The sequence below is a fragment of the Herbaspirillum chlorophenolicum genome, assembly GCF_001189955.1.
GTDB lineage: Bacteria > Pseudomonadota > Gammaproteobacteria > Burkholderiales > Burkholderiaceae_D > Herbaspirillum > Herbaspirillum chlorophenolicum.
The window spans coordinates 81,070-93,228 of record NZ_LFLT01000003.1 but is presented as its reverse complement, the minus strand read 5'-3'; the positions used below and the strand labels follow the sequence as shown (position 1 = coordinate 93,228).

10 protein-coding genes and 1 pseudogene are annotated in these 12,159 nt (G+C 59.4%); 5 read left to right on the top strand and 6 right to left on the bottom strand.

What is annotated here, in order from left to right; all coding sequences use genetic code 11:
- Positions 1 to 21: 21 nt before the first annotated feature.
- A complete protein-coding gene (locus AKL28_RS03425; protein ID WP_050466650.1) occupies positions 22 to 930 on the bottom strand; it encodes a LysR family transcriptional regulator in 909 nt (302 codons plus the stop codon).
- 100 nt (positions 931 to 1,030) lie between these two features.
- Between AKL28_RS03425 and AKL28_RS23825 the strand changes: the two genes are divergently transcribed.
- On the top strand, positions 1,031 to 1,903 hold the full coding sequence (locus tag AKL28_RS23825) for a pirin family protein (protein WP_082221344.1): 873 nt from the start codon (positions 1,031 to 1,033) through the stop codon (positions 1,901 to 1,903).
- Positions 1,904 to 1,974: 71 nt separating this feature from the next.
- Positions 1,975 to 2,409, top strand: a complete 435-nt coding sequence (locus AKL28_RS03415) for a DoxX family protein (RefSeq protein WP_050466648.1) — start codon at positions 1,975 to 1,977, stop codon at positions 2,407 to 2,409.
- A gap of 115 nt (positions 2,410 to 2,524) precedes the next feature.
- On the opposite strand, the pseudogene AKL28_RS03410 reads toward AKL28_RS03415, so the two are convergent.
- Positions 2,525 to 2,827: pseudogene (locus AKL28_RS03410) on the bottom strand (helix-turn-helix transcriptional regulator); the annotation flags it as partial.
- A gap of 62 nt (positions 2,828 to 2,889) precedes the next feature.
- Positions 2,890 to 3,012, bottom strand: a complete 123-nt coding sequence (locus AKL28_RS25290; RefSeq protein WP_269432166.1) for a hypothetical protein — start codon at positions 3,010 to 3,012, stop codon at positions 2,890 to 2,892.
- A 641-nt stretch (positions 3,013 to 3,653) separates the two neighbouring features.
- On the opposite strand from AKL28_RS25290, the gene AKL28_RS23815 reads away from it, so the two are divergent.
- Complete coding sequence (locus tag AKL28_RS23815; protein WP_197091039.1) at positions 3,654 to 5,783, top strand: eCIS core domain-containing protein; 2,130 nt, start codon at positions 3,654 to 3,656, stop codon at positions 5,781 to 5,783.
- Between the two features lie 116 nt (positions 5,784 to 5,899).
- Here AKL28_RS23815 and AKL28_RS03400 read toward each other — a convergent pair whose 3' ends face one another.
- Complete coding sequence (locus AKL28_RS03400) at positions 5,900 to 6,238, bottom strand: carboxymuconolactone decarboxylase family protein (protein ID WP_050466797.1); 339 nt, start codon at positions 6,236 to 6,238, stop codon at positions 5,900 to 5,902.
- A gap of 178 nt (positions 6,239 to 6,416) precedes the next feature.
- Positions 6,417 to 7,640 (bottom strand): chromate efflux transporter, encoded by a 1,224-nt coding sequence (chrA, locus tag AKL28_RS03395; RefSeq protein ID WP_050466646.1) that lies wholly within the window; start codon positions 7,638 to 7,640, stop codon positions 6,417 to 6,419.
- 358 nt (positions 7,641 to 7,998) lie between these two features.
- On the opposite strand from chrA, the gene AKL28_RS03390 reads away from it, so the two are divergent.
- Complete coding sequence (locus AKL28_RS03390) at positions 7,999 to 8,487, top strand: response regulator (protein ID WP_231602324.1); 489 nt, start codon at positions 7,999 to 8,001, stop codon at positions 8,485 to 8,487.
- Between the two features lie 74 nt (positions 8,488 to 8,561).
- Here the strand turns inward: AKL28_RS03390 and AKL28_RS03385 are convergent, their stop codons facing one another.
- On the bottom strand, positions 8,562 to 9,041 hold the full coding sequence (locus AKL28_RS03385) for an Lrp/AsnC family transcriptional regulator (protein ID WP_050466645.1): 480 nt from the start codon (positions 9,039 to 9,041) through the stop codon (positions 8,562 to 8,564).
- A 304-nt stretch (positions 9,042 to 9,345) separates the two neighbouring features.
- On the opposite strand from AKL28_RS03385, the gene mdeB reads away from it, so the two are divergent.
- On the top strand, positions 9,346 to 12,021 hold the full coding sequence (mdeB, locus tag AKL28_RS03380) for an alpha-ketoglutarate dehydrogenase (protein ID WP_050466644.1): 2,676 nt from the start codon (positions 9,346 to 9,348) through the stop codon (positions 12,019 to 12,021).
- The last annotated feature ends 138 nt before the right edge of the window (positions 12,022 to 12,159 follow it).

Sequence of the window (12,159 nt, the reverse complement as noted above, 5' to 3'; positions counted from 1 at the left end):
TGAGGGCTCTCGGGAACAGGGTCATGCCGCCGCATTGGACATGAACTGTTGCAGCCGATCGATGAACCAGCGTCCGGCCGGCCCGGGCGGCGCATCTTTGCGGTAGACGGCATACATGGCGATGCCTGGTGTCGTCGGGTGATGGATTTCCAGATGGATGCGAACCAATCGCCCAGCTTCCAGGTCTGGTTCCACCATTGCCAGCGGCATATGTCCCCAGCCAAAACCGGCTTTGAGGAAGGCATGCTTCGCACCGAGGTCGGCAAGGCGCCAGATCAACGGAGAGAACACGCCGAAATTGCTGCCGGCAGTCAGTGTGGTGCGGTCGGTCAGCACCAATTGCACATGCTGTTCGAGTTCTTTGCTGCGCAAGATGCCTTGGGTTTGTGCCAGCGGATGGGCTGGGGCGACGACGGTGATCATAGGTACTTCTGGTAGCTTCTCTGCGTCCAGCCCATCGGGAACCACGGGCATCGAACCAATCACTCCGATGCGGCAAGCGCCATCCAGCACAGGTTGGACAACCGCGCCAAGTGCCTCGACATACATGCGCAGCGGCGTCGTCGGAAAAGCCTGGCGAAAGGCGCCGACGGCGTCCGTCAATGACGCCATCGGATACATCACATCAACGGCCACCGATAGCTCTGGTTCCAAGCCCTCGGACAAAGTGCGTGCTCTCGCCTTGAAGGCATCCATGCCATTGACCACGGTCTTGGCTTCCCCCAGCAGTGCTTTGCCCTCGTCGGTCAACACCGGGTAGCGCGCGCTGCGATCGAACAGAGGCACGCGCAACTGTGCCTCGAGGTTGGCCATGGTCTGGCTCACCACGGATTGGGCCCGGCGCAGCTTGCGTCCCGCTGCCGAAAAACTGCCTTCTTCTGCCGCTGCTATGAAGGTCCGTAATTGATCTAGGGATACGCCGTCGAGCATCTATCGCTCCTGTGGATGGGATCCATCGAAACATATAGGCTTCCCAGTTGGAAGTCTAGTTTCTAAAGTGCCGTCTAACCCATTAGACGGAACTACTTCGATGTCCATCCTTACTCCATCACCTCGCCCCACGCGGTCATTGACCGCAGCTCAAGGCCCCCGGCGTTACGTTGTCCAGCGGACTTCCGGCCATCGTCATGGCCCTGTGACCAGGATATTCAGTCCCGGAGACGTCGGTCGCCAGGTCAAGCCCTTCGTGTTTTTAGACTACTTCGACTTCCAGGCTACAGGCGGCGCGATGTTTCCGATGCATCCACATTCGGGCATCGCTACGACGACCGTGTTGCTGTCGGGCTCCTTGCGTTACGAAGATACAACGGGGGCCTCGGGCGTGCTGGAAGCGGGCAGTGTCGAATGGATGCGGGCGGGCCAAGGCGTTTGGCACGACGCTTCTCCGGCCGGCATCGGACGCTTTCGAGGGTACCAGTTATGGGTTGCCTTGCCGGCCGCACTGGAACACGCGCCGGCGCAGAGTCAGTATCTGCCGCCCGAAGCCGTTCCCCAATCAGGGCCGGCACGCCTGATTCTTGGTCGCCATGCCGGTGCCCAAAGTCAGGTGGTTGCCCCTGAAAACCTGCTGTTGCTGCATGTCCGGCTGCGCGATGGTGAACGTTGGCAACTGGCGCCGGAGCCGGATCATCACGTCGGCTGGCTCCATGTCTCCGAAGGTGCGCTGCACCTGGCTGGCGCGCGTATCGCCAACGAACTCGCTGTGCTCAATGAGAGCAGTGCCGGGATTGAGGTCGTTGCAGAAGGTGCAACGGAATTCATCCTCGGCACGGCGGTTCTGCATCCCCACCCATTGGTGCTGGGACACTATTCCGTCCACACCAGCCGCGCTGCATTGCAGCGCGGCGAACAAGAAATTGCTCGGCTCGGCGAGCAACTCCGCGCCCGCGGCCGAGTGCGCTGAAGGCGCGCCAACACCGAGCCCCTTGTTTGCATCAACTTTTTTATTGTCGACATTTTTGAAAGGACTTCATCATGACCACCACATCCACTCCCGCTTCAGTCTCGGTACTGCCTTTGATCGGCCGCTTGCTGATTTCCAGTATTTTCCTGGTCAGCGCCTTTGGTAAGCTGATGGCCCCTGCCGGCACCATCGGCTACATTGCCTCGGTGGGGCTGCCGTTGCCCATCCTGGTCTTCGCCGCTGCACTGGCGACCGAATTGGTTGGCGGCGCGCTTCTGGCGCTGGGCTATCGTACTCGCCTGGTTGCAGTCATCCTGGCGTTGTTCTCGGTGGCTTCGGCCCTGATCTTCCACAACGCGCTGGCCGATCAGAACCAGTTGTTCCATTTCTTGAAGAACCTGGCCATGGCCGGCGGTTTGCTGCAAGTCGTGGCTTTCGGTGGCGGCGCGTTCAGCCTCGACCAGCGCCACAGCAAGGTGGCGGGCACGCTCAGTTCTGCCCGCTGAACGGACTGGAACAGAAAAAGGGCTGCGATGCGTCGCAGCCCTTTTCTTTTGGGTGGCCGAAGGCTTGAATCAACGCTTGCTCAACCGTCCAGGCGGTGTAGAGGCGCCGAAAAATTCAGTGCGCTAGAGAAAACTGCGAGATTTGTGCCGCTGGCGATAGTGCGAATGAGGCTCTCATATCGCGCACCTCCTCGATCGGACTGCGACCGAAGAAACGCTTGAATTCGCGGCTGAATTGCGAGGGGCTTTCATAGCCGACGCGTGCCGAAGCGGACGCCGCAGTCAGCCCGTCGCGAATCATCAGCAGCCGTGCCTGATGCAACCGGGTCGATTTGATGTACTGGATCGGCGAAGTGTGCGTGACCGTCTTGAAGTGGGCATGGATACTCCTCAGCGCCTTGGCGACCTTGCCGAATTGACATCAGGCATTGAATGCAAAAACGGCCCTTGCAAGGCCGTTTTTTGTTTCTACCCAGAGCTTTAGTCTGCTTTCTTGGCTTCCTGAAGCGACTGCTCCAAATCCAGAAGCGACTCGATCGCAGCAATTAATTGTCCAATTCGGTGACGGCGGTAAATCAGTCTTTTTTTCAGGCGGTTGTTCATGTTTTCTCCAGCGACCAGCAACATGCTGCTCTTGCACGGCCATAGCCGCGTCAAGCGCGGCTATGGTCCTTCTGGCATGGAAGAGGCAAGTTTCCTTTACGCTCCGATGCCATTGCTGTGTAAACGGCTGGTCAGTCATGGAAACTTGCTGTCAGCCGCTCAAGACAATGTTTGGGCGTCCGTGATTATATATGGGTAACGCGGTATCGGACGTGCTCAGGTTGCGATCCTGCGGGATCATGCGCCGTATAACAATGCACAGGAGCACCGCGCTGTCGGGCTTGCGCTGGCCTCTGTGTATTTCGCCGCATGCGTCTGCGAAGCACGAGAAACGCTGCAATGATCAGCGTGAGGCACTGGTAATACTCTTCTTTCCCTTGCTCATATCAATATAAAGTGGACTTTGCCAATCCAACATTGGAAAGCTGCACTAACCGGGATTACTATTCAGTTCGGTGAACGAATCTCTATGAATTGAACGAAAGAACGAAACCTCGTTTACACAAAAAATCGGGCATGCCCTTGCATGTGTGCCAAGCGATGTTGGACGGCGTAGTTGATGAATGGGCAATTGATCGAGGGTTTGCAACTATTTTTCTTGGGCGGGGGAAATGGTTTATCAATCTGTTATTCGGCAACCGATGAAACAGCGACAAGCTGAATTTGCCGGCAAAAAATCTGCACAATCGAATGCGGCAATATCATCGTTTATCGATAATCGCGCCTCTGCGGCTGCCGACGTTCAGCGGAAAGCAATGATGGATGCAAGTCCGCGGCATGATGGTATGCGAACGCTGAAGCAGTTGATGGAGAGCGACACAGCAGCGCGTACGACGTCGCAGAAGATGAAATTTGAGGATCCGGAGCAGGAAGAGTCTGAGACCTCCCAGCGCGTATCGGATGAAGAAATTCTGCAAGGAAAATTCGAAATTCCGCAACGTGCTGGCATCGCGGAAGATAAGTCGCAGCAAGGAAATTTCCTGCCCTCAGCACCGACACAGTTGGCCAAACAGGAAGTTCTCCATCCCAATAACACAGGCCTGCCGGACAACTTGAAATCGGGCATTGAAAATCTGTCGGGAATGGGCATGGATCATGTGAGGGTGCATTACAACTCGCCGCAACCGGCACAGTTGAACGCACATGCGTATGCGCAAGGCAGCGACATTCATCTCGCGCCAGGCCAGGAGCGACATTTGCCTCACGAAGCCTGGCATGTGGTGCAACAGGCGCAAGGACGAGTGAAGCCGACGATACAGATGCAGAGTGGCGTACCGGTCAACGATGATGCGGGGTTGGAGCATGAGGCCGATGTAATGGGAGCCAAGGCAGTCGCGCAGCGTACAGATGAAGGTGCAGACGAGAACATAGCGCAAATGAATTTGCTTGCGCCATCGGCCATGCCCGTGGCTCAACGCGCCATTGGGTATGAGGTCGAACTTGGCACAGTGGCCGTCAGACCGCGGCCGGGCGTGGCCCCGCCACCGGTGCTGAGCAAGGGCATGGTGTTGTGGAGCGGTTCCGGCTGGGATGTGTCGGTCGATGACCTCAACGGTTCGTTCGACCTTGAAATGCGGACCGAGCCGATTGACGATCTCGCAGCGGGTGGCCGGTCGAAAGCGGAAGGCCGATTGCGTACCCTGGCCGCCCTCTGGCAGCGTATCGACAATGCCAACGGTATCCAACCTGCCAGCTTTTACAGCGGCAACGCCTCCCCCGACATCGAAATAGTCAGTGCGGGCGCCCCTCACTATGCGCAAATCCAGGCCAGCGCGGGTCTCAGTCTCGATGCGCTGCGGGAGATCCGGTCGGGGGCCGCCATGGCCGCCGTAAACGTACCCGGTGCGGCCCCCGCCGTCGCTTACATCAATCAAGGCGGCGAAGAACACGTTGGCATCCGTGCACAAGTTACGGCACGCCTGCCCAACATACGTGCAGCACTGGGGCTTGGAGCTGCTGAGAACATCAATAACATGGCTGCCGTGATCGGCATGATTGTCGAGGTTCCTGTCAATTCGTGGAATACCAATGCCCCGTATCCCAAGGGTTTTGCGGGCGGCCTGATGGCGCGCACCGACTTTGCCACCGTGCTGCGGCAATTGCCGCCGAACCAGGTACACGCCATCGCCACGAATGCAGCGGCCTGGCGGCAGGAATTGATGCACATTGCCCGGCAGATGATCATAACAAGCCCGCACGCGCCCGCGCACGTCAACGGTCAAACGTCGGTATTCCGGGCCGGGTCGGCGCCCGGCGCAGGCAACTTCGGAGGACGCTTGCGCATGGGCGACTGGTTCCAGGGCTTGGCAACCGGCACCGATCGCCTCACAGCCGCTGACTATCGCACGCGGTATCCAGGACGCGCCGAAGCCGACGATCTCGAATCGCTGGGCAGCTACGGTGCGCGCATGGATGCGGGCAGCTACGACGTACAGATCGGTTCGGCGCTGGAAGCGGTAGCCGGCGCCGCGCTGGTGGTCGCCGGCACTATCGCTAGCTATGCACCTGTCGAAGGAGCCGCGGCCACAGGCGCTGCGGTAGCTGGCACCGGAGCATTGATGACGGCACACGGGGTCGGTAATATCGCAACACCCAACAGGAATCGGCCGATTTTCGAATTCCGTGCGCTTGGCCAACCAGATCGGCCTGATCTCGTGGATGCCGGGCTTGCGGTCTGGGATTACGTGGACGCCGCACATGGACGCGGGCCGGGCGGGGCGAACCAACTCGGTCTGGGGCAGAGGATTTGGAATTGGTGGGGCTCGAGGTGAAATTGGCTGTAGTAGTTTGCTTCAGCTTCTACCGGAGGGATGCAGGCAATGGACTCCAGCAGTCGATGATGATTGAACCAAGCCACCCTCCCGTCTCATGCGAGGGGAGTGCCGGATCAAGGATGCTTGACTGAAAAGGCATCCATGACCCGCGCCGAATACACCATCGCGGCACCCGCATTGACTGCGATCGCAACGCCCAGGGCCTCGGCAATTTCCTCGACGGTGGCGCCATGCTTGGCTGCGGCGTCGGTATGCACCGTGATGCAGCCATCGCACTGGCGGGTGACTGCCACTGCCAGTGCAATCAGTTCGCGGGTCTTGGCATCAAGTTTTCCCGTCTTCTGGCCTGCGGTGGAGAGTGCCTGATACCCGCGCAGGGTGTCGGGACTGAGTTTTCCAATTTCGCCGATACGGGCCATCAATTCTTTTTGATAGTCATTCCACTCGAGCATCATTTTGATTTTCCTTTCAGGTAGTCAAGATGGTTGTATGCAAGCGTCGTCAGAATTCCGTGTTGTCGATCGCCAGTATTCGGATGTCGGATGAGTCGCGGCGCTTATTGATGCTCGGCGCGTTTTCTGCTTTCGTCAAGGCGAGAATGTGGAATGCCCGTTTTCCCGCAACTTCCAATCAACCGTTGCCCAGGATGCTGGCGGCACCGCCTGCCGCACCGAATAAAAGTACTACCAGCCACGGTGGAAATTTCCAGAACATCAGTGCAATCAATGCCAATAGCGCCATGGCAAAATCAACCGGCTGGTGAATGGCGCTGGTCCATACTGGCTGGTAGAGCGCGGCCAGCAACAGGCCGACTACGCTTGCATTGACTCCGGCAAGAGCGCCTTGCATGCGAGCGTCCTTGCGCAGGCTGTCCCAGAAAGGAATGGCGCCGGCCACAAGAAGGAACGACGGGGCAAATATCGCCAGCAGGCAAATCAAGCCGCCGGACCATCCGGATGGGGATGTGTTCATGGATGCGCCCAGGAAGGCGACAAATGTGAACAACGGGCCGGGGATGGCCTGGGCTGCGCCATAACCGGCCAGGAATGTATCGTTATCGACCAGCCCTGACGGCACCACTTCGGATTGGAGCAATGGGAGAACAACATGGCCACCACCGAAAACCAGCGAGCCTACGCGGAAAAATGAACTGATGTCGGCAATGGCGCCATGCGGGAATGAAGCCGCCAATATGGGAAGGCCGAAGAGCAGGCAGGCAAAGAGCAGCAGCAGGCGGCAGCCTGCCCGGCGGCTTATGCGCAGAGGCAAGGGCTCATGGGGGTGAGCAGTATCAGGCTTGAACGTCAGCATCCCTACCAGTCCGGCCGCTGCGATGACGGTCAACTGGCCGAATGTGTTGGGCAGGAGCAGGGCGATACATGCCGCAACAGCCATGATTGAGATGCGCGCGGCATCGGTGCATAGATTGCGCGCCATGCCCCACACGGCCTGGGCAACTACCGCCACGGCAACGACCTTCAAGCCATGTAATGCTTCCGGGGGAATGAGTGTCCCGAAATGGGAAATGCCGAGGGCAAAAAGTATCAATGCAATGGCAGAGGGCAAGGTAAAGCCTGCCCACGATGCTACTGCGCCAAGATAGCCGTGTCGGAGGAGTCCAATGGCAATTCCGACCTGGCTGCTTGCAGGGCCGGGAAGGAATTGGCATAAAGCGACCAGGTCCGCGTAACTTCGCTCGGAGAGAAATCGCCTTTTGGTGACGAATTCATTGTGGAAGTAGCTGAGATGGGCAATCGGGCCGCCAAACGAGGTGAGGCCAAGACGAAGGAAAATGAGGAACAGGCCGAAGATGCTCTCGTGATCGTTGGCTGATTCTTTATGGTCTGGGTCCATGTGGCCGTCATTGGGGAACGAAACAGGTGCCGTGACAATGCATCGATGCAAGCGTCGCCATTATCCTGCATGAGTGGCAGATATTGCCGCTACCTCCCGTACTAAAAATACTTGGATGCGCCCTGTTCGTGTGGCGCAATAACATCGTGTCGGCTGCTGCGGCAAGGGGGAGGGCCTGAGTTTGTGCCTTGAAAACCGGGACTGTGGGCGGGATCCCCGAAAGCGTGGAATCTTGTCGCTCAGGAAATTTCCGATGCCGTTGGCGTGTTGACTCCTGTAAAACATCAAGGTCGGCCAAAGCCGGCAGTTTCTTCGAGTTTTACAGGATGTACGGTGTATGGATTTCCCTAGTATTGTCATGATCGATTCCAGTCCCGAAGCGGCCGATCTGGTCCGCTTCGCGCTCTGGAAGGGCAATCTGCGCTGTTCCTTCCATGTGTATTCCGACGCGGCGACGGCCCGTCGTTGCCTGTTGCAGCAGCGCCGCCGCACCAGTGACAGTCCGCTGCCTTCGCTGATCCTGCTGGAGTCCGACCTGGACGGCGCCGATGGCCTGGAAGTGTTGCGGGAATTGCGTGCCGATCCGGATTTGGCCGGCGTTCCGGTGGTGGCTTTCCCTTCGTACGATATGGAGGGAGAAGATGCAGCACTGGCGGCCGGCGCTACCGAATACATGCCCAAGCCGGTGGATGCCGAACGGTATGCGCGCTGTATTGCCGAGTTCTATCGGCGCTGGTGCCAGCCTCAAGGGCAGGATGCCGATGGTGCGCCGGTGTCGGGCAAGGCGCATCCGGGCGACTGGATGCGTCCGGCGGCACAGTGGAGAAAGCCGCCTGTTGGCAATTGAATGGTTGTGCATGACGAAAACAAAAGGGCCGCAAGGCCCTTTTGTTTGTCTGTATCTTTTTGATGCGGTACCGTTCAGCGCTTGGTTTTGATCTTGGGTGTGGGCAGCGCGGTCTTGTACTTGATCTGCTTGAGCGCGAAGCTGGAGCGGATGTTCTTGATGCCGGGTATCTTGGTCAGGTGGTCGACGATGAAGTGCTCCAGCGTCAGCAGGTCGGGCACGACGATACGCAGCAGGTAATCCTCGTCGCCGGTCATCAGATACACTTCCATGACTTCATCGAAAGCACTCACCGCGCTTTCAAACTGGGCCAGCGCTTCGGCGCCCTGGCGTTCCAGGATCACCTTGACGAACACGTTGACCTTCAACCCCAGCAGGTGCGGATCGGCCAGCGCCACGTAGCGCGAGATGATGCCCTCCGTCTCCAGGCGCTTGACGCGTGCCAGGGTCGGCGAGGGGGAAAGGTTGATGCGGCTGGCGAGTTCCAGATTGCTGATCGAGCTGTTCTCCTGGAGGATGTTCAGGATTCGCAAATCGGTGGTATCTAGTTCCATTATCGAAATTTAATTCTGTAAGTTTCAATTTTTTAGCACGTGGTGCTGAATATTGTATGACAACTTCCCATTTTAAGTGACTCATGCCGGTGCATCAGGCGTATCGTAGACCAATTACCAATAAAAACGCTGAACAAGGCGTCCGGTGTGAGGAGACCAAGGGTGCGGCCTGTGTTTTACCGGCTTTTTGGCTCTTTGCATAGAACTCATTGCAGCATGCCGGCGCTTCCCGCGTGGAGCGTCTGGATTGTGCGATAGGTTACGGCCCTTGGCCTGCGTTGCAACAGGAGATCAGGAAGTGGAGATGTCGTCAGCCAATGGTATTGCCCGCGATATTGATATCGATGCCCAGGAAACCCAGGAATGGCTGGAGGCGCTGCAAAGCGTGCTGGCCGAAGCCGGCCCGGAACGGGCGCGCTTCCTGCTCTCGCGGATGTCGGCCGCAGCCCAGCAATACGGCATCAACTGGCGCGATGCGCGCAATACTCCTTACCTCAACACCATTCGTCCTGAACAGGAACCGCCTTTCCCCGGCGGTTCCGACGCGCAGGCCATTGAAGAGCGCATCGCCAGCATCATGCGCTGGAACGCGCTGGCCATGGTGGTGCGCGCCAACCGGTCTTATGGCGAGCTGGGCGGCCACATCGCCAGCTTTGCATCGGCGGCCGACCTGTTCGAAGTCGGCTTCAACCATTTCTTCCGCGCACGCGACGACAAGTTCGCCGGTGACATCGTTTATTTCCAGCCGCACTCGGCGCCGGGCATCTATGCGCGCGCGTTCCTGGAAGGTGCGCTCTCCGAAGAAGACCTTGGTTACTACCGCCGCGAAATAGAAGCCAAGCGTGCCGGCAAGCAGGGCCTGTCGTCCTATCCGCATCCCTGGCTGATGCCGAACTTCTGGCAGTTCCCCACCGGCTCGATGGGCATCGGCCCGATCAACGCGATCTACCAGGCGCGCTTCCTGCGCTACATGGAGAATCGCGGCTTGCTGCAGGACCAGAATCGCAAGGTATGGGGCGTGTTCGGCGACGGCGAGATGGACGAGCCGGAATCCCTGGCGGCGCTCTCGCTGGCGTCGCGCGAGAAGCTGGATAACCTGATCTTCGTGGTCAACTGCAACCTGCAGCGCCTGGACGGTCCGGTGCGCGGCAACGGGCACATCGTCGATGAGCTGGAGACCTTGTTCGCCGGCGCCGGCTGGAATGTGGTCAAGCTGTTGTGGGGCTCGGACTGGGATGCGCTGTTTGCCCGCGACAAGGACGGCGAGCTGGTCGATGCGCTCAACCGCACCGTCGATGGCCAGTTGCAGACCTTCGCCGCCAACGACGGCGCCTTCAACCGCGAACACTTCTTCGGCCAGACGCCCGGCACCAAGGCGATCGGCGCGACGCTGACCGATGAGGAGATCAACCGCCTGCGTCGCGGTGGCCACGACATGAAGAAGATCTTCTCGGCCTACCAGGCGGCAGCCGACCATCGCGGCCAGCCGACCGTGATCCTGGCGCAGACCAAGAAGGGTTACGGCATGGGCGCGGCCGGCGAAGGCAAGATGACCACCCACCAGCAAAAGAAGCTGGATGAAGAAAGCCTGCTGCAATTCCGCGACCGCTTCAAGCTGCCGCTGTCGGACGAGCAATGCCGCTCGCTGGCCTTCTACAAGCCGGCCGACGATAGCGCCGAGATGAAGCACCTGCACGCGCGCCGCGCGGCGCTGGGCGGTTACATGCCACGCCGCAAGGCCGGCGATGCCAAGCGCACGGTGCCGCCGATGGCGTCGCACAGCAAGTTCGCGCTGGAGGCCGACGGCAAGGAAATGTCGTCGACCATGGCGCTGGTGCGCCAGTTGGGCAACCTGTTGAAGGACAAGGACTTCGGCCAGTACGTGGTGCCGATCGTGGCCGATGAGGCGCGCACCTTCGGTATGGCCAACCTGTTCCGCCAGGTCGGCATCTATTCTTCCCAGGGCCAGTTGTACGAGCCGGAAGACATCGGTTCCATCCTCTACTACCGTGAAGCCAAGGACGGCCAGATCCTGGAGGAAGGCATTACCGAAGCGGGTGCGATCTCTTCATGGACTGCGGCCGCGACCGCCTACTCCGTGCACGGTACGCCCATGCTGCCGTTCTACATCTATTACTCGATGTTCGGCTTTCAGCGCATCGGCGACCTGATCTGGGCCGCGGCCGACCAGCGTGCGCGCGGTTTCCTGATCGGCGCCACGTCGGGACGCACCACGCTGGGCGGTGAAGGCCTGCAGCACCAGGACGGCAGCAGCCATGTGGTGGCGGCGTCGATCCCGAATTGCGTGTCTTACGATCCGGCCTATGCGTATGAGCTGGCGGTGATCATCGATGACGGCATGCGCCGCATGCTGGAGCGCAATGACGACGTGTTCTACTACGTCACCGTGACCAATGAAAACGAGGCGCAGCCGAGCATGCCGGCCGGCGTCGAGCAAGGCATCCTGCGCGGCATGTATTGCCTGGGCAAGAAGGCGAAGCCGCAGGCGCGCTTGCTGGGGGCCGGCCCCATCCTGAAGGAAGTGGTGGCCGCCGCCGAGCTGCTCAGCAAGCATTGGCAGATCGACGCCGAGGTGTGGAGCGTCACCAGCTTCACCGAGCTGGCGCGTGACGGCGTGGCCGCGCAGCGCAAGCGGCGTCTGGCCGGCGGCGATGCGCAACCGTATGTGACGCAGCAACTGCAAGGCAGCGATGCGCCGGTGATCGCGGTGAGCGATTACATCCGCACACTGCCTGAAAGCATCCGCGCCTTCGTGCCGGGCACCTACGTCACGCTGGGCACCGATGGTTTTGGGCGCAGCGATACGCGGGTCAACCTGCGCGATTTCTTCGAGATCGATGCGCGCTGGATTGCCTACAGCACGCTGGCGGAAATCACCGGCGGCGACCGCGCCAAGCTGGAAGAGGCGGCACGCACGCTGGGCATCGATATCGGCAAGCCGTGGTCGGCTACGGTGTAAGCGGCCGGCATCGGCCGATGCATGAAGATTGGCGCGAGGATTGAAAATCTCTCATCGAAGCCGCCCATTGCGTTTGCTATAGTGAAGGCCGCCTGTGCATAACGGGCGGCTTTTTTTACGGCCGCGCTTGGCGTACAT